Genomic DNA, 20,844 nt, shown 5'->3' with positions numbered 1-20,844 from the left:
ATGGCAATGTCCCTTTCCGGCGGGAGCGGCGGCGCAGAGCATGACGAAGTCATGGCGACCATCAACACGACGCCGCTCGTCGACGTCATGCTGGTGTTGCTCATCATCTTCCTGATCACGATTCCGGTGGTCTCGCACACCGTTCCCGTCACGCTGCCGAAGGAAGCGGTGCAACCGCTGCAGACCACGCCCCAGAACGTTGTCCTCGCCGTCACCCGCGATGGCGAGGTGTATTGGGACGAACGACGGATTCCCGACGCCGCAACGTTGCTGGAGAAACTCAAGGCGGTCGCCGTCTTGTCGCCCCAGCCCGAAGTGCATATTCGCGGCGACCTCGATGCCCGCTACGCCGCCATCGGACGCGTTGTCCTGACGTGCCAGCGCGCGGGCATCGCCAAGGTCGATTTCATTACCGAAGCGCCGCCGCGCCAATAGCGCGCGAAGCGCTCCCCCAGGAGACTGTCATGGCCATGACCCTGTCATCGGGTGCCGGCGAGAACAGCGACATCATGGTGGAGATCAACACGACGCCACTCATCGACGTCATGTTGGTCCTGCTCATCATGCTGATTCTCACCATTCCGATTCAGACGCATGCCGTAAAACTCGACATGCCAACGCCTTCCAATGCCGCGCCCCCTGCGCCGCCGGTCGTCGTGCAGGTCGACGTCGATGCGAGCGGCGCGCTCGCCTGGAACGGACTGCCGCTCAGCGACCGCGCCCAGTTGGAAACCCATCTCACCGAAGCCGCGACGTCCACGCCGCCCACCGAGCTTCACCTGCGCGCCGACGCGCAAGCGCCGTACCGGTCTGTCGCCACGGTCATGGCGTCGGCGCAACGGCTGGGCGTGACACGCATCGGACTGGTGGGCAACGAGCGTTTCGCGCAATGACAGCGCGTCTGGCCGCCGGTGCCTTCGCGCGCTGACGCACAAATTCTGGATTTCAAATGTTCGACTCAAATACCGAAATTCCGCGGTATGCCACCGCGTCGCGTCGCGAGCGATATGCGGGGATCGGCGCATGGCTCGGGCTCTTTGCCCTCGTCATCGTGACGTTCTTCGCCAACGTCGATCGGCAGATGCTGGTGCTTCTGGCCGAACTCATCCGCGCGGAGTTCGGCCTCGCCGACATTCAGGTGGGGCTGCTGCAAGGCGCAGGTATCGCGCTGTTCGCGGGCGCGGCCGCGATCCCCATCGGCTGGCTCGCGGACCGCGTGGATCGCCGTGTCGTGCTGGCGCTGTGCATCCTGCTCTGGAGCGCGGCGACCGCCGCTTGCGGTCTCGCGACCGGATTCTGGACACTCTTCATCGCGTCGATCGGCCTGGGCATCGGTGAAGCGGGGCTCATGCCGATCATCTATGGCTTGCTCCCCGACCTCTTCCCCGCACGTCAGCGCATCCTCGCCAATTCCGTGTTTGCGCTCGTCAATCTGTTGAGTGCCGGTGCGGGCATGGCGCTCGGCGGGTTGCTGATCCAGGGGATCGAAACCATGCACGGCGCGCTCCCCTTCGGTCTGGGAAACACGTCCACATGGCGTATCGCCTTCTTCGCCGTCGCGATCCCCGCCCCGTTGCTGGTGCTGATCGTCGCGATGATCCGGCCGCGCTACGCACATTCGGCCCCCCGGCCCGAGACCGGCGACGCGCCGACGCGCGGACCGCTCGCAAGCGAGTACTTCCGCCGCGAGATGCCGATGATGATCCGCTTCTTCGGTGCCATCGCACTCATCAACATGGCCTTCGCCGGGGTCACGGGCTGGATGCCGGTCGTCGCGGTGCGCTTCTTCGGTGCGACGCCGGCAACGGCCGGCGCGGGACTCGGCAGCGCCGCCATGGCAGGCAGCGTCATCGGATGCGTGCTCGGCTGGCTCGTCGCGCGCCGCCTCGGCACACGCCTCGGCGTGCTCGCACCGCTGCGCGTGTGCGAGTGGGGCGCCCTCGGGGCCTGCGTGGTCAGCCTCGGCTATCTGGTCGCGCCGTCGGTCTCGTACGTCTATTTCCTCTTCGGCGCCCAGTTCATGTGTGTCGTTGCCGGCATGATCATGTTTCCGGGGCTGATGCAGAGCATTTGCCCGCCCTATCTGCGCTCGAGAGTCGCGGCCATCGGGGTGCTGGCAACGGTGCTGATGCAGTCGGGCAGCCCTGTCGCGATCGGCCTGATGTCGGATCACCTGCAACACACCGCCTCCGGCCTGATATGGGCCATCGTTGCGGTGGCACTGACCGGATTCATCGTCGCCTGTCTCCTCATGCGCAGCGCCGCCAGCGCCGTGCGCCTTGCCATCGAACGCTACGCCTGAACCCACATGCGCCTTCCCTGCACGCTTTCGGTTCGCATTGAACAGTGGCCGCTGGCCACCCCCTTCCATGTGTCGGGTCACACCGTCAAGGCGGCCCATGTGTTGGTCGTCTCGCTGCAATCCGGGCCTTACGAAGGCCTCGGTGAAGCGGCCGGCGTCTACTACCGGGGAGAGACGCCAGACAGCATGGCCGCGCAGATTGCCGCCGTGCGCGCGGACATCGAGCGCGGTATCTCCCGTGAGGATCTCATTGCGCTGATGCCTGCCGGCGGCGCGCGAAATGCCGTCGATGCCTCGTTGTGGTCACTGGCCGCCAGCCGTCGTGCGACAACGGTCGCGCAACTGGCGGGATACGCCCACCTGCGGCCATTGCGCACATCGCTTACGGTCGGCGTGGATTCGCCGGACGCCATGGCCGAGGCGGCGCGTCGTTACGAAGGTGCCGTGGCGCTGAAGATCAAGCTCGACGGCAGCGCACCGGACGCCGACCGGCTCCTCGCCATTCGAGCCGCGTGCCCCGACGTCGCCCTCTCGGTCGACGCCAATCAGGGATGGACCCCGGCACACATGATGCGAATGTTGCCTGTCTTGCAGCGCATCGGCGTCGACCTGCTCGAGCAACCCCTGCCGACGGGCCAGGACGAGTGCCTGGAATCCATGCAATATCCGATTCGCCTCGCGGCAGACGAATCGTTTCAGGATCTGGACGACCTCGCCGCCGTCGCGCGCAGATACGACGTCGTCAACATCAAGCTCGACAAATGCGGCGGCCTGACGCGAGCGCTTTCGCTGGTCGCCCCCATCCGCAACCTCGGGCTGTCGGTCATGGTCGGCTGCATGCCGTGCACCTCGCTCGGCGTCGCCCCGGCCTACCTCCTCGGACAGTCGTGCGATCGGGTCGACCTCGACGGCCCCTGCTTTCTGGCAGAGGATCGCAGCCCCGCTTTCCAATACCGGCGCGGCTACGTGCTGGGCCCCGACACCCCCTGGGGCCTGGACAGTGCAGTGTGCGAACGGAATTGACTCGGGAGGGTATGCCGTGTCGGAACGAGAGCCATTTGATCTGAGCGCATTGACGGCGCTGTTTGATTCGTTCAACCGAGGCGATGCGCCCGGCGTGGTTGTCGGTGCCGCCATTGGCGGTGAGATCGTGTTACGTCGTGCCTACGGCATGGCAAACCTCGGACTCGGGCGCGCTCTGGACGTACGAACCCGCTTGCGGATCGGCTCCACCACCAAGCACATGACGTGCCTCGCCGCGTTGCTGCTCAGTGAAGCGGGGGCGCTGGACATCGATGCGCCGATCCGGCGATATCTGCCGGCGCTGACGGGCATCGCCGGAGACGCGACGCCGCGTTCGCTCATGTTCCACACGAGCGGTCAGCGCTGCGCGCTCGACATCTCCCTGCTCACCAACGGGTTGGCCGTGCCGCCAGACGGCTACATGCTCGACATTCAGCGCCGGCAAACCGGCGTCAACTTTCCCGCCGGCGAGCGAATGATGTACTGCAACGGTGGCTATCACCTGATATCCCGGGTCGTCGAACGCGTCAGCGCGCAGTCTTTCTCAGCGTTCCTGTCGTCCGAGATCTTCGAACCGCTGGGCATGAACGATACGTTCTGCCTGCCCGACGACTTTCAGATCCGAAGCGATGTGGCCGCAAGTCATGTCAGGAACGACGCAGGATCGTACGACCGGGGGATCTTCCCTTCGCGGGAGATTCTCGGGGAAGGCGGTGTCGTCTCCTGCATCGACGACATGCTCAAGTGGTGCGCCCATTTGCGTGGCGAAAAATCGATCGGAAGCCGCGCCACATGGGAGACGCTGCTCTCGTCACCGACCTTCTCCAGCGGTCTGCGCAGCGATTACATGATGGGCCTGAAGCGCACGCAATATCGCGGGTGCGAGCTGATCCATCATGCCGGCGGTGTCGTCGGTGGTTCATGCCAGATGCTGTGCGTTCCCGAGCACGGCATCGATATCGTGCTGCTGAGTAACGGCGCAATTCCTGCGCCAACGGCGCTTTCGCTTCGCATGCTGGATGTGCTGCTGGCGGGACCGATGGCAAAGCACCCCGTGCCGACGCCGGTCAGACGGCTTCCCGCCGTCGCCCGAACCGGCACCTACCGCGAAGTGAACGGCGACCTCGTATATGACGTAGCTGAGCGCGGCGCAGACATGGCGCTTAGCGGTCCGCTCGAACCGAGCGTTCCCTGGCTGTACCAACATGACGCCCCCGAAGGCAGTCCGTGCGAATTCGTGCTGGAGTCCAGCGGCGACGGGACATTCCGGTTGCAGTGGGGAACCGCCACCGATCCGGACGATGCCGATCACTTGCGCATCACACATTGCGCTCACGAGAGAACCTTTCGGTGGATCGGAACCCCGGCGCCGGTCAGCATGGAAGACGTCAATGCGCTGTGTGGCACCTACGCCAGCGAAGAAGCCGACGCTCGCGCGACGCTCTTCGGAACGGGACGAGGACAGCATGACGTGAACGTCGCCGTCATGTCGCTCGTGATCGCGGGCCGGGCGGGCGAATGCCGTTACGACGTCTTTGCGGTCGATACGGACCTTTTTCGCTTCGCGCCCAGCGCAACGAACGCGCTCGCCACCGGCACGATTTCCATCGTCAGGCACGCCGACACCGGGAACGTGGAAGGGATTTCCATCAACACCGCCCGAACGAGAAACCTTCGATTCGCCAAGTCTTGAACGTCAACATCGGCAGCGACTAGCGACATTGCTGGAGGGGGGACAGCGTCCCTCCTCCAACGAGACACCGTCAGTCGACGCGAGAGAACGCGAGAGCGCGCGTACGCGAGGTGTACAGAGAGAAGCGCTCGGCGCGGTCTTCATGGCGCTCGAAAAGCGCCGTTCCCGTAGACAGTGCCGAGGCATCGGCGGGGGCGAAGGTCCAGACGTCAGGCGTCAACGCGTCCAGGTGATAGCGTGCACCCCCGGTCGCGCCACGGATGGACAGTGTCAGACGCCCCTCCTCCACCGTGACGACGGCGTGCGCGTCGGCGTCGTGACTGAAGTATCGACCGCAGACCCCTGCCATTCCCAACGCTTCGGTCGGCGGGGCACCGTCATATCGCGTCAGCGTAACGGCATGCCCGCTCTCGATGAAATCGATGGCCGGGACTTCCCCTGCTGCCGTACGCGCGTGCGGAACAACGCGCGTTTGCGCCCCCGCACCGTCGAAGATACGATAGCCGCGCTCGGCCGCGATCAGTGGCTGCGGATGATGCGGCTGGTTATGCGTCACGGCATGCAGCCCCTCGTCCCGTTCCACGATCTCGACAAACTGAAGCGGCGCAACGCTCAGGTACTTGCCGAGCAAACCGGGATTTTCGGACGTTCGCTGCGCTGCCGGCCGTGGGGCACCGAGCACGTCATCGCCGAGCACAATATCGACGATCTCGGTCGCCAGCGAGACGGGATCGACCGGCGCGCCGTTGCTCATCAGAACGATATCCAGCGCGTGCGAGGGTACCGTCAGCATCTGGCACGTGCCGCCAAAAACGCCGCCGGCGTGATGGATGGTGTCGACGTTGCGGTACCGCGTTCGCATCAGGCCCAACGCGTAAATGCCGGTTTCCCCACTCGAATATCGCGGCATCGTGAGCATTTCTCGCCACGTGTCGGGACTGCCCAGTCTGACGGGGTGACGCAGATGTGCAGCCCACTTCAGCATGTCGTCGATCGTGGAGACGATACCGCCTTCGCCCAGGACATCGAGACTCGGAAACAAGCCGCGCAAGTAACCACCGGCACCGTCGGGCACGTGCTGCGTGGCCATGCGCGGACGAATTCGCAGGTCGTCGCCGACGGACTCCGTGTCGTGCATCTCCATGACGCGGAAGATCCGCTGCTCGAGAAACTGCTCGAACGACATCCCGCTGACCTGTCCGATGATCTGCGACAGCAGGTGGTATCCGCCGTTGCAATAGATCATGCGCTCCCCCGGTGGGAAATTGACATCGCGCTGACGCAGCTCGATTTCCAGCGGCACGCCCCGCCCGATCGCCGAAATGCCTTGCGCGATCACGGACAGGTCCAGATAGCAGCGATAGCCGCTGGTATGCGTCATCAACTGGCGCAGCGTGGGTTCGCCCGCCAATTCGGGCAGCGCCGGGAGATACGTGCGAACCCCTGCATCGATATCGAGCTTGCCCTCTTCCGCCAGCAGCAGCGCAGCCAGGCAAGCAAAGTGCTTGCTGGTCGAGCCGATGCGCATGCGAGTTGCCGGGGTATTGGCGACACTGTGTTCGAGGCTCGTCATACCGAACCCCTTGCGGTACAACGCCCGACCGTCGCGCGCCACGCCGACCACGAGCCCTGGCGCATCGCTCCGGTTGAATCGCGCCAGATGGGCGTCGAGACGAGCCTGCACGTCTTGTTGCTGCAACGTCATTTGAAGTTCTCCGATGATCCCTGATACGTATCAGAACGGCACCGTCAGCACGGCGCCGATGGTGCGCGGACGTTCCACGGTAACGAGCGCCGGGCCGCCAAGCGGCATGAGCGCAGTGCCGGCAGCGAGTAGTGCACGGCGGTCAAACACGTTGCGCACATAGAAGTTCAGGCTCGCCTTGCGGAAGTCGATGCCGGCCATCAGGTCCGTCACGGCATAGCCCGGAAGCAGGTAATCCGGTCGGCCGGTGCTGCCGCTGAACCCCGAGTGACGGCGGCCGACCATTCGCTCGGCAACGCCGACGTATGAGGCATACGAACCGATCGAGAAGCGGTACATCCCCGTCAGCGTGGCGGAGAGCCGCGCAGAGTTCGGCAGCGGGTCGCCGGTTTGCGTGCCGGTGGACGCATTTCCCTGCGTCAGCTTGGCGTCGATGTACGAGAAGCCCACGCCGAAGCTCCAGTGCCGATCCGGACGGAAGCTGCTGGCGAGTTCGAACCCCTTGATGCGCGCGTTGCCCGCGTTGAGCACCTGATTGACGCCTTCCACTGCGCCGAGCTGCTGGATGTTCTTCCACTCGATGTCGTAGATGGTGGCGGACAACGACAGCCGTTTGTCGAACAGATCGGCCTTGTAGCCTGCTTCGTAGGTCCAGAGCGTGTCGGGCTGGAACGTGGCATTGCCGTTGCCGGGCAGCCCGGTGATCGGGCTGATGAGCTGCGCGTTCGGTCCGCCCGGACGATAGCCGCTCGCCGCGCGGACGTAGACGTTGCTGTTCTCCGTCAAACCATAGCTGGCCGTGAACATGTAGGTCTTGCTCGTGTCGGACGACGGCGCGGAAATCGTTTGCGGCGGCCCGCCCAGAAGACCCGATGTGGTCTGCTCGAACGTCTGATTGTTATGGGCGATGCGCATCCCTGCCGTGAGCGCCAGTCGCGGAATGACGTGGTACGTCACATCGCCATACGCGGCATATTCGGTATACGTGCTGGGTGCCGTCAGCCCGGACAGCGAGGCAGAGCCTCCATCGGGGAAGCCCGCCACGATACCCTGATCCGACTGGCTGCGCTCCCGGGTGAAGAACAGCCCGCCGAGCCACTCGAGCTGTCGATTCGCGGGGGACGTCATGCGGAATTCCTGCGTCACCTTGTTCGTCGACGCCACATTCGCCGCGACGACCGACGCCAGATTCAGCCCTTGCGCAGCGAGCGCCGGCACGTAGACCACCGACAGATCCTGCGGCTGGTCCGACTTCACCGACTGATACGACGTGATCGAGTTGAAGCGCGACCATCCGAAGTCATATTCCACGCCCAGTGAATAGAGCTGGACGTTCTGATGGAACGGCTCCGGCGCATAGACGCGCGTTGTCAGATCGCCATCGACGGGTTGACCGCTCTTGTCGTAGGCGATGTAGTTCGGCGCGTTGCGATTGATGTTCTGGGTGATGGCGCTCAAGCGCACGGTGAATTGACTTGTGGGTGTCAGGAGCAACGACGCGCGCGCGCCATACGTATCACCCCGGTCGATTCGACTGCCCGCCTGCGGCCCGACGGCATCGACATAACCGCCGTCATGCTGGCTGAATGCCGACACGCGCACCGCCGCCACGTCGTTCTTGATCGGGATATTGAGTACCCCGCTGACGGTATTGCTGATGCCGCCGTGCTTCGTCGTCGACATGCCGGCGCTCGCCTGGCCGGAAAACTCGTTGGTATCCGGTTCGTTCGTGACGTACTTCAGCAACCCGCCCATCGCTCCTGCGCCATAGAGCGTGCCCTGCGGTCCCCGCAGTACTTCGATGTGATTCAGGTCCAGCAGGCTCATGTCCAGCGCGAACGTCGCGCCCTGCGAGAACAGCGTGCTCCCGCCGAATGCCACGTCGTCGACATAGACACCCACGGTCGGGCCGGTTTGCTCGCCGGTGGTCACGCCCCGCATGCTGATCTGACCGGCACCGCTTCCGCCCTGAGAATTGAGATCGACGCCGGGCTCCGACGACAGAAAATCGGACATCGTCTTCGCACCGCTCTTCTGCAACTCTTCGGCCGAAATGACGTTGATCTGCATGGGCACTTCACGTGCCGGCTCACGGCGTCGCGTCGCGGTCACGACGACGGTGTTGAGTGTCGCACCGCCCTTCGCCGTCGCCGGGGTCACGGTTTGCGCAGCGCCGTTGGATGCTGCGTTTTCGGTGCTCTGAGGGTTGGCGTCGCCAGCATCGGCACTGACCGCCGAAGCGGCGCCGGGCGGCGTCACGGCCTGGGCATGGCCATACGCTGACGCCAGCCCCAGAAGCGAGCCGACCAGCCAGGTGCCGCCGTTCGGTCGAAGTCTGATTCGGCGCAAAGTGACTGCGGTATGCCTGCGATGCTGACTGATTGCCACTGTCGTCTCCTCCGGGATTTCCGCCATTCGGTCATCACTTGTGCCGTCGCGGTATGGATCGTTTCACGCGGGATGTCCGCGCTCGCTCGAGTCTTAGCTCCGGGATGAACGTTATTTGTGCGATATTTCTGGTTCATGTGGACTTTGTATCGCGCGTGAAACATTGATCGCCGACGGTGACGTCTCGTCCCTTCGGGATTTGCGCGAGACATGCCCCCGCCCGTATGTTTCCGACTTGAAACAATCTGTTGACGAAGGCGCTACATGCGGGCGGGATAATGGCGCCCATGTTCGCGTTCTCTTCTACGGCGCCAGCCGCGACCCTCATGCAAAAGCCATCGTTCGACTCCGCGTTCTATCGGCTGCTGTTTGTCATGCTCGTCATGGTGGCCCTCACACAGGTCGGCTCCGGAATACTGGTGTACACGCTGTACTCCGAAGCCGCCTTCAAGCCGCCCCCGGGCATGTCGACCGGGCTGCAATGGGGACTTGCCGCCACCGTGCAGATTGTTCCGTTGCTCGTCTCCTCCTGGATCGGCGCACGCATGTTGTCCATGCCGTTCAAGTCGCTGGCCGCGGGCGCCGCAGCGTTGTCCCGCAACATGGACGCGCCCCCCATCCCTGAGTCGGGCCCGATCGAAGCGCGGCAGGCCGCGCGCGTGTTCAACTCGATGCAGGCGGCGATTCGGCGTCAGGTCAACGACCGCAATCGCTTCCTCGCCGCCGTCTCGCATGACTTGCGCACGCCGCTCACGCGGATGCGTCTTCGCGTGCGTACGCTGGAGGGATCGGAGATCAACGATCGGTTGGTGGCCGACATCGACGAAATGACGCAGTTGCTCGATGCCACACTTTCGTTTCTGCGCAACGAGGCGGTCACCGAAGAAGTCAGTCCCATCGACATCGATGCCCTCATGGATGCCATCGCCGAGGACGCGATGGAGCGCGGTCAGAAAGTCTCCGTCCAGGGCGCCATCGCGCCACTGCTCGCGCAGCCGCTGGCGTTGAAGCGTTGCCTGACCAATCTGGTCGCGAATGCCATTCGTTACGGCGGCGAGGCGCGAATCGAATTGATCGACGGCGATGCGGCCGTTCAGATCGATATCGTCGATCGCGGCCCCGGCATTCCCGAGCGCGATCTCGAACGGGTACTGGAGCCGTTCTTTCGTCTGGAGCAATCCCGCAGTCGGGACACGGGCGGCACCGGACTCGGGTTGGCCATTGCCAACGACGTGGTGAAGCGGCACGCCGGATCGTTGACACTGCTCAACGGAAGAGACGGTGGCCTGATCGCCCGCGTGATGCTGCCAAGGCGATAGCCGTGGGCGGCACCGACGGCGGTGCCTGAACGCGTGTGCTGCGGCCTATGTGTCAATGTGGATACACACTGCTCACAATCAGGCAATGCGCTCCCCATAGAGTGTGTGCAATGGTTTTTTTCACACCTCTGGACTCGCCATGAAGATCTTCGCGGCACATCTTTCTACCGAAACCAATACCTTCGCACCGTGCCCCACCGGGTGGGGAGGATTTCAGGAGTACGGGATCTTCCGCGGCGACGCCAGCATCCGTTCACCTGAGGGCGTCGGCTATTTGTTGGCCGAACTTCGCCGACTTGCCGAATCGGACGGACACGAAATCGTCGAGGGGTTGAGCACGGAGGCTCAACCGTCGGGCCCCGTGATTCAGGAAGTCTACGAGACGCTGCGCGACGAAATCGTCGCCGGGGTACGCGCCGCGCTGCCGCTCGACGCCGTCGTACTGATGCTGCACGGGGCGATGGTCGCGCAGGCGCACGACGATTGCGAAGGCGATCTTCTCGCGCGCATTCGGGAGGTTGTCGGCCCCGACGTGCCGATCGCCGCAACGCTTGATCCTCACTGCCATTTCACCGAACTGATGCAGTGCGCGGCCAACATTCTCATCGCGTACAAGGAGTATCCGCATACCGATGCGATCGACCGGTTGCATGAGGTCTATCGGCTGGTGATGCAAACGGCCGACGGGAAAGTCTCCCCGGTCACCGGCGTGCATGACTGCCGCATGGTCGGCGCTTGGCACACCACGTCGGAGCCGATGGCCGGTTTCGTCCGACGCATGAAGTCGTTCGAGGGCCACGACGGCATTTTGTCGGTATCGCTGGGACATGGCTTCCCCTGGGGCGATGTCCCCGAGGCCGGCGCAAAGCTTTGGGTGATCGCGGACCGTGACCCGGCGCGTGCCCACGCCCTGGCCAGGCAACTGGGCGATGAGTTCTGGGCCTTGCGACACGAGATCCAGCCGAAATGGCACGACATGGATCACGGGCTCGACGTGGCGCTGGCCGTCGGCACGGGGCCGGTGGTCGTCGCCGATGTCGCCGACAACCCGGGAGGCGGCGCGCCCGGGGACAGCACGTTCCTCCTTCGGCGGGTGATCGAGCGGAGCATCGCGAATGTCGCGTTGGGTTGCTTCTGGGATCTGGGCGCGATTCAGATCTGCGCAGATGCCGGCGTTGGCGCCACGCTAGACCTTCGCATTGGCGGGAAGTGCGGTGCTGCGTCGGGCGATCCCGTCGACTTGCGTGTCACCGTGCGCGCCGTGCACGACGCGCATTCGCAGAGCATTTGCGGGATGTCGATGCCACTGGGCCGCTCGGTCTGGGTCGAAGGGCCGAACGGCCTGGACATCGTGCTCGCGTCCGTTCGGACACAAGTCATGGGCGTGGATGCGTTTACCGGCATCGGCATTGCGATGGACGCCAAGCGACTCGTGATCGTGAAATCGACGCAGCATTTCCAGGCCGAATTTGCGCCGCGTGCGAAGGCCATCGTTCACGTCGCGGCGCCAGGCGCACTGACGCCCGACTTCGCAGCCCTGCCCTTTCGTCACCGCGATCTCAAATACTGGCCGCGCGTCGAAAACCCGTTCGTTTGATCCGACGCCATCGGCGCCCAACATTGTCATGTCCCGCTTTGAGCGGGCTGCCCCGACCGTTTGCCGGGCATCGCCAAAACTCCGGCAAATTTTGCCCTTCCTCGCGAAGGGCATTTTTTTGCCTCGGTTGCGCCGAACAAGCCGGGTCAGAATCGGTCGGCACGAAACGGCGCAGGGTCGACCAGCGTCGGCGCGCCCGTGATCATCTCGGCGATCAGGCGCCCCGTGACCGGCCCAAGCGTCAAACCATGATGCGCGTGGCCGAATGCGAACCAGAGATCGCGATGGACCGGTGCCGGCCCAATGATCGGCAGCATGTCTGGCGTGCAGGGGCGGCAGCCCATCCATGGTTCGGCTTCCACCGGCGCGCCCAACGGAAACAGGTCTCTCGCCAACGGCTCGACAGCCGCCATCTGGACCGGTGTCTTGGGTACATCGCGCAGCGCGAGTTCGACGCCTGTCGTCAGACGAATTCCTTGACTCATGGGCGCCAACAGGAAGCCGCGTTCGGCGTCCAACACGGGTTGGTTGAGCGTTACACCGGCTTCGGGCTGGAAATGCCGGTGGTATCCGCGCTTGACCGCCAGTGGCAGCCGATAGCCCAAGGGGCGCGTTACCGTGTCGGACCACGGCCCCATCGCGACGACGGCATGTCGACCTTCGACTGCCCCTTCGCTGGTCTGCACTCGCCAGTTGGGCGTCAATGTGGTCGCGTCGCCACGAATAATGCGTCCGCCTATCGACGCAAAGTAGTCGGCATAGCGGGTCACCAGTTCGCCGGGATCACGTATCGAATTTGATGCCGTGTATCGAATGGCGCCGACAAGCGACGCGGCAAGTGAAGGCTCGTCGCGCTGTAGTTGTGTCGCATCGAGTCGCTCGAATGGCACCCCGTATTCGGTCTGCCAACGCTCGGCTTCGCGACACGCGGCCTCGAGTGCGCCCGCCGTGTGGAAGATCTTCAACCACCCGCCTTCACGCAGAAGGTCATTCGCGCCGGCACTCGCGATCAGGGCATCATGCTCCGTCACGCAATGCTCGATCAGTGTGCTGTACCGGCGTGCGATTTGTGCGTGACGCCGAGGTGCAGAGTGGTGCCAATACCGCGCAAGAAATGGCGCGATGCTCGGCAACGCCGACGGGTGATAGCGAACGTCCGTGGATCGATTGCGCGCGTAATGTAGCAGCGCGCCGATGTCGCGAGGGAACGCGTACGGGTACACGCCCTCACGTTGTATCAGGCCGGCGTTGCCATACGACGTCTCTCGCCCGGGCGCGCCGCGATCGATGAGCGCAGTTTTCAGGCCGCGACGCTGAAGATGAATGGCCGTCGAGGTGCCGACGATCCCGGCCCCGAGTACAAGTACGTCGAATTTCATGAACACCTCACAGTGCTACGCCAGCGCGGTCACGGCAATTTCCACCTCGAAGCCGGCGCGCATCAACGGCGATTGAACGCACGCCCGCGTGGGCGCATGACCTTCCGGAATCCACACGTCCCACACGCGATTGAACTCGTCGAAATGACGCGCGTCGGAAAGCCAGATGTTCGCCGTCAGAAGACGTGTCTTGTCGACGCCTGCCGAAGCAAGCAGTGTGTCGATGCGCTTCAGGACTTCTATCGTCTGTTCGGTGACCGTGCCATCCGGCGAATCCGGCACTTGCCCGGCCAGATGGACAACCCCTGCCGCAATGACCACCTGACTCATGCGGCCGTTGGTTTGCATACGCGTGATGTCTTTCTTCATTTCTTTGAACTCAGGAAAGGGGAACATGCGATCGCTGGCGTAGACCGAATGGGTCTGCCGACATTTCAGTTATCATATATGAGAATTTCAGTTCTCGTATACGAGAAAACACTGAGAGACGCCATCCGATCAACGACGTCGCGTGCCATTCCAACGATGTGAGTACGGCACGTACAGCGAAGCCCATGACGCCACCTGCTCCCAAGAAACCGCCTTCGCCGGCCAAACGGCGTCAGGCCGATAGCCAAGTCAGCCACGAGACCGTCGGCGCACGCCTGCGTGCTGCGCGCACAGGGCTTGGGCTGACACTGAAGGCGCTGAGCGAGCGCTCGGGCGTGGCGGTATCGACCATCTCGAAGGCGGAGCGCGGCGACATCGCACTCACGTACGACAAGTTCGGCGCACTGGCGCGTGCACTGAATCTCGACTACTCGGCCATCTTTGGTGACGGCAACGTCAGCGTTGGCGGTGCAATACGCCCCTCATTCACGGCGGCGGGAAAGCAGGCGATCTACGAGACGCCGAACTATCGCTACGGAATGATCGCGTCCGATCTTCCCGACAAACGCATGGTGCCGATGCATGCCCACATTCGTGCGCGCAAGCTGGAGGATTTTCCCGACTACATTCGCCATGACGGCGAGGAGTTTGTCTTCGTCTTGTCGGGAAGCCTGTTGCTGCAGTTCGAGAACGGCAGCGAATACCGCCTTGGGCCAGGGGATAGCCTTTACTTCGACAGCGGCGTCGGGCATGTGTATCTGAGTGAGCATGCCGCCGGCGTTGACGCGATTGTCTGCTGCGTCGATACGACTGTTTCACACCCCGTGCTGCACACCCGATAACGGTCTTGGCGCAGCCCCCTCCCCTCGCCACATGGCGACATCAAACACTCCGAAGTAATGCCTGATGCCGGACTCCTGTCGTGACCTCGCCCGCTGCGACAGATGTCCGACGCCGCGCTAAACGCATCCGACGGATGGCCGAGCGCCGCCGGCAACGAAAGAAGCTCTCGGAATTCTTGTAGTAGTCCAGTTAGATATCCTATTATTCGCTCCGTTGACTACGTCATGTCGTGCGACTGGAGGCGAATATGCCCGATCCCGCGAAGGTAGATGTGTTCAAGTTCGTGGCGCTGCGCCCTGCGCAGCGCGCGAAGGAGGCCGGCACGCAGGTCTCTCTCATACGCGACGACCGGGCAAGTGCGGACGTGCGTCGGCGGGCGTCGGCGTCAATACCCGCCGGGCGCGCTCAGGCTACGGCGGACCAGCTTCGGCAGCAAAAAGAACAGCTTCCGATGTTGGCAACCCTCGCTGACGCGTGCGACGCCGCGCGAGCGGCCTTCGCGAACCTCGGCCCCGACGATCCCTTCGACCCCGATGCGCTAATCGCGTCTGCGGGCGAATCGATCAACGCCAAGCGCCGCGCGGAGTTCGTCAACTGGGCGTGGAACGCGATCTATGCGGCGTATGCTTCCGGTCCCGACGCGGGGCCGAAGCTGGAGACCCCTGTCGCGGCGCTGCGCTGGCTGCACGTCATCGCACTGGCCGAGCAGCAAAAGCTCACGACCCGCCGCACCTTCGCCGATGCGCTCTCAGCCACGCCGGTAATTGATTTGCCTTCCGCGCCAGTCAAGGAGGCCAATGCGCCAGTGCAAGCCGCGACAGGCAATGCGCCCGCGCCGTCTGACGAATCGGCACAGATTCATCATGAAAGTCTCATCAAGGAAATTACGGCAACGCAGAGTCTGCTTGCTGCGGCACGCAATGCCCGCACACCCGTTACCCCGGTCAAGGGGGAGACGATCCAGGATCAGGGGACCCTGCGTCGCGCCGACATTGCCATCGGCGCCGTGCCCACGCTGAACCGCGCGACAGCGACTCGGGCAACTGAGGCCGAGGTGAAGGTGCTCTCCCGGATTGGCGTCAATGACGCGACAACGCTTCCGGCAGCGACACGCACGCTGGAAACGCACCTCACTCAGTTGAATCGCGAAGCTTACGTGCTACGCAGCGATCCGGCGTTTGCCGCTGCCGTGATCAAGTGGGGCAACGCAGACCTCAAAAAATTGATCCCCCCCTATGTCGGCCTTTTTCCCGGCATTCTTCCGGGCATCTTCGGCAAGGGCAATACCGGTGACGTGAGTGTGAAGGGACGCATCAAACCCTTGGGCATCGGCGACCTCAAAGTGGTCAAACAGACGTTGCTTGCCTACGTACCCGGCGAGGTTGCCCACATAGAAAACGTCCTGAAGGGAGAGTTCAAGGAGCGCAAGCACCGCGTGCTCGACCGCACGGAGACCACGATATTTCAGTCGGAGGAAGACACGGAGGAGACTGAGCGCGATACGCAGACAACAGACCGATTTGAGCTCAAGCGTGAAGCGGAGAAGACGATCAAAGAGGATATGAGCGTCTCGGCGGGATTAACCGTCACCGGAGGGTTCGGGCCGGTGAGCATTACGGCACAGGGCAACTTTGCGTATGCGACGTCACAGCAGGAATCGGAAAAAAACAGCGCCAACTTCGCGCGCGAAGTCGTAGATCGAACCGTCAGCAAGATCCAGAAGAAGGTAAAAACCGAACGCACTACCACGACTCTGCACGAGGTCGAGGAGACGAACGATCACGGTCTGGATAACAAGGAAGGCCAGGGCCATATCACCGGCGTGTATCGCTGGGTGGACAAGAAGTACCGCGCTCAGATCTACAACTATGGCGTGCGCATGATGATCGAGTTTGTCGTACCGGAGCCAGCGGCCTACTTCCGTGCGTCGCTGGAAGCCGCCAAACAGATCTCGCTCAACGCCACGCCGCCCGTGCCATTTCTCGATCAGACCGGCGGTGCGCTGACACCGAGCGATTTCAATGCGACCAATTATGAGATATTCGCCGCGCGTTACAACGCGACCGGCGTCAGCCCGCCGCCTGAAGAGTACCTCTACGTCTCGACCGGCTTCGAGCAGAGCGGGCTCCAAAACGGTCAAACGTTCTCGAAAAACGTGAAAGACCTGGTGATCCCGGATGGCTATATCTGGGATCACTATCAAGCGAACGCATCGGTGATCTACGAGAACTACCCGCAATTCAGCCTCCAGATCGGCGACGAGCAACACCACGCCCTGAACGACACGCGGGCACGGCACGCATGGGCGGGAGGCTATGGCGAGTACTGGGGCGGCGATACGGCGGACGATCCCCGCGGCATCATCCCCGTCACGGCGATTGGATACGACGTCAATGCCTACGTCGTTCATGTCTCCGTTTGTTGCAGGCGTACCGACGAACACTATCAACAGTGGCAATTGACGACATTCGACAAGGTCTACACCGCGTACAAGGCGTTGCAGACCGAATATGATCAAAAGCTCTCCCAAGCTCAGGCCCAACAGGGCGCGATCACGATCGAAGGGCGGAACGAGGCGATGAACCGTGAGATCGAAAAGCGCGAACTCAAGAAGCTGTGCCTCACGCTGCTGACGGGAAAGCACTTTAACCAAAATGGATCGATGGTGTATCCGCAATCACCGTCAAAAGCCTTGCCCGAGATCGATGTGCTCAGAGCCCTCGAAGAGGGCGCCAGGGCACAGTTCTTCGAACAGGCTTTCGATTGGGAGCAGATTACCTACCTGTTCTATCCCTATTTCTGGGCGCAGAAGTCCCAATGGCTCGCTACCAGCAACCTCACAGATCCAGATCCGCTTTTCGCCAATTTCCTGCAAGCCGGTGCGGCACGCGTTGTCCTGCCCGTACCGATGGCGTACAAGGACGCCATGTTGTACTACCTGGAAAACGACAGCATCTGGGAGGGCGGCGAGACACCGCGACTCAACGATCCGCTGTTCATCTCGATTCATGAAGAACTGCGCAACCGCACCGATGATCTCGCCGGCGCGGTGCCAGAAGGAGATCCATGGGAGTTCACGCTCCCGACGACGCTCGTATGGCTGCAAAAGGAGCCTGATCTGCCCACGTTCGACCAGTAAGGAGTCGACGATGTCCAACGGATCGACTTTCACCACGATGTGCGGCCCCGGTCAGCAAAAAGTGCCACGCAATTCGGTTGCGCCTGAGATCGCCCAGCTCTATGCCCTCGGTCTGTTTCGCGCCGACTTCCGCCGGCGCTATCCTGCGGGAGAGACGTTCAGTGAATGGGATCTGGTTGGGCGGACCAGCGTAGGCACGGGCAAGACGGCACAAGACATGGTCCTGCGCCGCATCATGACCGACTTCCGAAACTACTACTCGAAGAGTCAACGAAACCGCAATCTCATCAAGAGCGGTACGCCGGCGTCGGGACTACGGGAGGGGCGCAGCATTCGTGCGGATGGGCTGGGACTTGGCCTGGATCCCATCCAACGCGTGATCGTTGCAGAACTACTTGAGGTCACCACAGTTGACGAGGCGGACGCGACCATCATCGAGGACATCCAGCCAAAGGTCGCACTGTTACGTGGGCCGATTAAGACGCTGGTTGATCGGGAGCTTGCAGAACTGCGCCTGAACGCCTCTGTGATGTTGCCTGAGAAGATGACGGCCTATGGCACGCCCTGGGTTATCCCCCCGGACTTGGCTATCGTCCCGATCTTTCAGGACGTCAGCACTTCCGCGCCGTCGGCGTATCGGTGGATTTGTTTCGGGCCGACATACAACTATCGTCCGATGCCGATTCCGCCCTTCATCAACGGCATGGAACCGGAGGAAGCACCGGCGCGTGGCCTGATTGCCTACAGTTACCATCAGACATCGTCCGCTCAGGGCGTGCCCGAAGAAGTCTACAAGCGATTCGCCGCCTGGGCACGTCAACAGCAGCGCCAGTGGCAACGCCTGGAGTTGTTGCCCACGCCTGAAGTCACGCGCTATTGGCAAGACAACAACGCCGACCTCAAGAAGATTCTGGCTTATGCGGCAGTCGCCACACTCGCCGTAGCGATTGTGGTGGCCGCCATCTACCTCGCACCGATCATGATAGGGTCGGCGCAAGTCTATCTGACCGGACTTGCCACTGCCGCTTCGGTTGATGCCCTCGTGGCCAACTCAGCGGCGATCATTGCCGCCATATCCTCTGCCGTGCCCGCAACCCTCAACTTCGCTCGCACCGCAATGACGGCGGCGGCCAACGCCGGTCCCCAGATTTCATTTCAGCCCTAGCGTCCGGCGATATTCCGACTGACACAATGCATACGCCGCTCTCCGGCTTATGCATTGTTGTCGATCGGTCAACACGCTGAGCCCGGCGGCGATGCTACTGGCGCTCGACACCTCTCACTACAATCGATTGGGACGAAAGTTGCATTGGTAGTCGCAACGGTCGATGAGGATTTCCGCGCGGCGACGCAAACCGAACGAGGTCTGCGCACCCGCTCGAAACGCGAGCTATACGACGCGCGCGAAATTCATGCCCCCCCGCCGCAGCGTGCGGCTTTCCCCAATAGGATTACGAAAATGAGCGAAACAACTCGCAATTTGCGGCCGGTTATCACCAGCCTTGGCAAGGAAGGTTCCGGCGAGCTCGTGCCTTCGCGCTACGCCGTGCGTGTGGGTGACGTTGATGTCGTGATGATCAGCGACGGCATCCTTCCGCTCCCGACCTCCACGTTGTCCACCAACGTGAGCGAAACCGATCGCAACGCATGGTTCGACGGTCGCTTCCTGCAGCGCGACATGTTCGACTGGGCGCTGAACATTGCGCTCGTGCGCAGCGGCGATCGTCTGATTCTCATCGACTCCGGCGTGGGCGACGGTTTCGAATACTTCACGCGCGCCGGTCGGACCGTCATGCGCCTTGAATCCGCCGGCATCGACCTGTCCGCGATTACCGATATCGTGATCACGCACATGCACATGGATCACGTCGGCGGGCTCAACGTCGATGGCGTGAAGGCCAAGCTGCGCCCGGACGTACGCATTCACGTGTCGGCAACCGAAGTGAAGTTCTGGCAAAACCCGGACTTCAGCAGGACCGTCATGCCCGAAGCCGTGCCCCCCTCCCTTCGCAAGGCGGCGGCGAAGTTCGTGGAACTCTACAGCGAGAACTTCGTGCTGTTCGATCAGACCGTGGAAGTCGCGGCAGGCGTGAAGGCGCGTGTGACGGGTGGACACACGCCGGGACACTGTGTCGTGGAGATTGCGTCGGATGGCGAGAAACTGACGTTCGTGGGCGACGCGCTTTTCGAAGTCGGTTTCGACAATCCCCAGTGGCAGAACGGCTTCGAGCATGACCCCGAAACGGCCCTGGACGTTCGTCTGGCCCTGATGAATGAGGCCGCTGAAACTGGCGCGATGCTGGCCGCTGCGCACGTCGCGTTTCCGTCCGTCGGGCACGTGATCAAGAACGGTAACGGGTTCCGCTTCGTGCCGGTGCATTGGGACTACTGATTGACGCTTGCGCAATCGTGGGCGCCGCGGGTCGCAAGACGCGCGGCGTTTTTCGGACAGCACCTCATGAACTTCTCAAAGGCGCTCACCATGCGATCTGACATCTTCCTGCGCGCAAGCCTCTGCGCCGCAGTGCTTTGTTCTGCAATGCCGGCCGCCGTTTTTGCTGCGCCCTTCACCGTCAAGGTCGATGGCCTCGACCGCCGTGGACAATTTGCGAATGCACAGGTCTACGACGGCTTTGGGTGCCACGGCGAGAATGTGTCTCCACGCATCTCGTGGTCCCATCTCCCGCCTGGAACGAAGAGCATCGCCGTGACCATTCACGATCCCGATGCGCCAACCGGTGGCCTGGGGTGGACGCATTGGAACGTCGTCAACATTCCCCCGTCGGAAACGGCAATCGAAAAGGGCGCGTCGGGAAATGCACGCCTGCTGCCCGTGGGCGCGCTCGAGACCATGACGGATTTCGGGGCGCCGAAGTACGGCGGACCTTGCCCGCCTGAGGGGGAGTTCCACCGATATATCGTCACGGTTTCCGCACTCGGCATCCCTGCCGTCGACGTAAAGGCGGCGTCCAGCCCCGCCCTTGTCGCGTATCAGATGCACGGCAATGTCATTGCCCGGGCGAAGGTTGTGGCGAAGTACCGCCGAGCGTCGAAGTGAAGTGCTGGAGTCGAGTGGAGGGTGCCAAT

Annotated in this window: 16 protein-coding genes; 12 read left to right on the top strand and 4 right to left on the bottom strand. The window is 62.7% G+C overall.

Going from position 1 to position 20,844, the window contains the following annotated elements; all coding sequences use genetic code 11:
* The 5 genes from ABWO90_RS03290 to ABWO90_RS03270 are packed head-to-tail and all read left to right on the top strand — an operon-like array spanning position 1 to position 5,018.
* Positions 1-435 (top strand): ExbD/TolR family protein, encoded by a 435-nt coding sequence (locus ABWO90_RS03290; RefSeq protein ID WP_353189768.1) that lies wholly within the window; start codon positions 1-3, stop codon positions 433-435.
* A gap of 29 nt (positions 436-464) precedes the next feature.
* Positions 465-893, top strand: coding sequence for an ExbD/TolR family protein (locus ABWO90_RS03285; protein WP_353189767.1), 429 nt, complete (start codon positions 465-467; stop codon positions 891-893).
* 56 nt (positions 894-949) lie between these two features.
* Positions 950-2,302 (top strand): MFS transporter, encoded by a 1,353-nt coding sequence (locus ABWO90_RS03280; protein WP_353189766.1) that lies wholly within the window; start codon positions 950-952, stop codon positions 2,300-2,302.
* A 6-nt stretch (positions 2,303-2,308) separates the two neighbouring features.
* Positions 2,309-3,325 carry a dipeptide epimerase gene (locus ABWO90_RS03275; protein ID WP_353189765.1) on the top strand — a complete coding sequence of 339 codons (1,017 nt, stop codon included), beginning with the start codon at positions 2,309-2,311 and terminating at the stop codon, positions 3,323-3,325.
* 16 nt (positions 3,326-3,341) lie between these two features.
* Entirely contained in the window at positions 3,342-5,018 is a 1,677-nt protein-coding gene (locus tag ABWO90_RS03270) for a serine hydrolase domain-containing protein (protein WP_353189764.1), read from the top strand.
* A gap of 70 nt (positions 5,019-5,088) precedes the next feature.
* On the opposite strand, the gene ABWO90_RS03265 is transcribed toward ABWO90_RS03270, so the two are convergent.
* Both ABWO90_RS03265 and ABWO90_RS03260 read right to left on the bottom strand, forming a co-directional pair.
* Positions 5,089-6,723: a serine hydrolase domain-containing protein gene (locus tag ABWO90_RS03265; protein ID WP_353189763.1), complete on the bottom strand. Its 1,635-nt coding sequence runs from the start codon at positions 6,721-6,723 to the stop codon at positions 5,089-5,091.
* Positions 6,724-6,753: 30 nt separating this feature from the next.
* Positions 6,754-9,072 (bottom strand): TonB-dependent receptor, encoded by a 2,319-nt coding sequence (locus ABWO90_RS03260; RefSeq protein WP_353189762.1) that lies wholly within the window; start codon positions 9,070-9,072, stop codon positions 6,754-6,756.
* 365 nt (positions 9,073-9,437) lie between these two features.
* On the opposite strand from ABWO90_RS03260, the gene ABWO90_RS03255 reads away from it, so the two are divergent.
* Together ABWO90_RS03255 and ABWO90_RS03250 are read left to right on the top strand one after the other, a co-directional pair.
* Complete coding sequence (locus ABWO90_RS03255; protein ID WP_353189761.1) at positions 9,438-10,430, top strand: ATP-binding protein; 993 nt, start codon at positions 9,438-9,440, stop codon at positions 10,428-10,430.
* A gap of 139 nt (positions 10,431-10,569) precedes the next feature.
* Positions 10,570-12,027: a M81 family metallopeptidase gene (locus tag ABWO90_RS03250; RefSeq protein WP_353189760.1), complete on the top strand. Its 1,458-nt coding sequence runs from the start codon at positions 10,570-10,572 to the stop codon at positions 12,025-12,027.
* A 146-nt stretch (positions 12,028-12,173) separates the two neighbouring features.
* On the opposite strand, the gene ABWO90_RS03245 is transcribed toward ABWO90_RS03250, so the two are convergent.
* Positions 12,174-13,406 carry an NAD(P)/FAD-dependent oxidoreductase gene (locus ABWO90_RS03245; RefSeq protein WP_353189759.1) on the bottom strand — a complete coding sequence of 411 codons (1,233 nt, stop codon included), beginning with the start codon at positions 13,404-13,406 and terminating at the stop codon, positions 12,174-12,176.
* A gap of 15 nt (positions 13,407-13,421) precedes the next feature.
* Positions 13,422-13,775: a RidA family protein gene (locus ABWO90_RS03240; protein WP_353189758.1), complete on the bottom strand. Its 354-nt coding sequence runs from the start codon at positions 13,773-13,775 to the stop codon at positions 13,422-13,424.
* Between the two features lie 185 nt (positions 13,776-13,960).
* Here ABWO90_RS03240 and ABWO90_RS03235 point away from each other — a divergent pair, with 185 nt between their 5' ends.
* From ABWO90_RS03235 to ABWO90_RS03215, 5 genes are all read left to right on the top strand, one after another.
* On the top strand, positions 13,961-14,617 hold the full coding sequence (locus ABWO90_RS03235) for a helix-turn-helix domain-containing protein (RefSeq protein ID WP_353189757.1): 657 nt from the start codon (positions 13,961-13,963) through the stop codon (positions 14,615-14,617).
* A gap of 248 nt (positions 14,618-14,865) precedes the next feature.
* On the top strand, positions 14,866-17,757 hold the full coding sequence (locus tag ABWO90_RS03230; protein ID WP_353189756.1) for a hypothetical protein: 2,892 nt from the start codon (positions 14,866-14,868) through the stop codon (positions 17,755-17,757).
* A gap of 10 nt (positions 17,758-17,767) precedes the next feature.
* Entirely contained in the window at positions 17,768-18,922 is a 1,155-nt protein-coding gene (locus ABWO90_RS03225; protein WP_353189755.1) for a hypothetical protein, read from the top strand.
* Between the two features lie 294 nt (positions 18,923-19,216).
* Positions 19,217-20,149, top strand: coding sequence for an MBL fold metallo-hydrolase (locus ABWO90_RS03220; RefSeq protein ID WP_353189754.1), 933 nt, complete (start codon positions 19,217-19,219; stop codon positions 20,147-20,149).
* Between the two features lie 90 nt (positions 20,150-20,239).
* Complete coding sequence (locus tag ABWO90_RS03215) at positions 20,240-20,815, top strand: YbhB/YbcL family Raf kinase inhibitor-like protein (RefSeq protein WP_353189930.1); 576 nt, start codon at positions 20,240-20,242, stop codon at positions 20,813-20,815.
* Positions 20,816-20,844: the final 29 nt, after the last annotated feature.

The sequence above is a fragment of the Pandoraea pnomenusa genome (assembly GCF_040391475.1).
In the GTDB taxonomy this organism is placed as follows: domain Bacteria; phylum Pseudomonadota; class Gammaproteobacteria; order Burkholderiales; family Burkholderiaceae; genus Pandoraea; species Pandoraea pnomenusa_C.
Note: the sequence above shows the minus strand (reverse complement) of the source record. Positions and strands in the feature narration are given on the sequence as shown.

Coding starts and splice junctions, on each gene's coding strand:
- ABWO90_RS03215 (WP_353189930.1), top strand. CDS start 20,240: ATGCGATCTGACATCTTCCTGCGCGCAAGCCTCTGCGCCGCAGTGCTT.
- ABWO90_RS03225 (WP_353189755.1), top strand. CDS start 17,768: ATGTCCAACGGATCGACTTTCACCACGATGTGCGGCCCCGGTCAGCAA.
- ABWO90_RS03245 (WP_353189759.1), bottom strand. CDS start 13,406: ATGAAATTCGACGTACTTGTACTCGGGGCCGGGATCGTCGGCACCTCG.
- ABWO90_RS03255 (WP_353189761.1), top strand. CDS start 9,438: ATGCAAAAGCCATCGTTCGACTCCGCGTTCTATCGGCTGCTGTTTGTC.
- ABWO90_RS03235 (WP_353189757.1), top strand. CDS start 13,961: ATGACGCCACCTGCTCCCAAGAAACCGCCTTCGCCGGCCAAACGGCGT.
- ABWO90_RS03240 (WP_353189758.1), bottom strand. CDS start 13,775: ATGAAGAAAGACATCACGCGTATGCAAACCAACGGCCGCATGAGTCAG.
- ABWO90_RS03265 (WP_353189763.1), bottom strand. CDS start 6,723: ATGACGTTGCAGCAACAAGACGTGCAGGCTCGTCTCGACGCCCATCTG.
- ABWO90_RS03290 (WP_353189768.1), top strand. CDS start 1: ATGGCAATGTCCCTTTCCGGCGGGAGCGGCGGCGCAGAGCATGACGAA.
- ABWO90_RS03230 (WP_353189756.1), top strand. CDS start 14,866: ATGCCCGATCCCGCGAAGGTAGATGTGTTCAAGTTCGTGGCGCTGCGC.
- ABWO90_RS03280 (WP_353189766.1), top strand. CDS start 950: ATGTTCGACTCAAATACCGAAATTCCGCGGTATGCCACCGCGTCGCGT.
- ABWO90_RS03285 (WP_353189767.1), top strand. CDS start 465: ATGGCCATGACCCTGTCATCGGGTGCCGGCGAGAACAGCGACATCATG.
- ABWO90_RS03275 (WP_353189765.1), top strand. CDS start 2,309: ATGCGCCTTCCCTGCACGCTTTCGGTTCGCATTGAACAGTGGCCGCTG.
- ABWO90_RS03220 (WP_353189754.1), top strand. CDS start 19,217: ATGAGCGAAACAACTCGCAATTTGCGGCCGGTTATCACCAGCCTTGGC.
- ABWO90_RS03250 (WP_353189760.1), top strand. CDS start 10,570: ATGAAGATCTTCGCGGCACATCTTTCTACCGAAACCAATACCTTCGCA.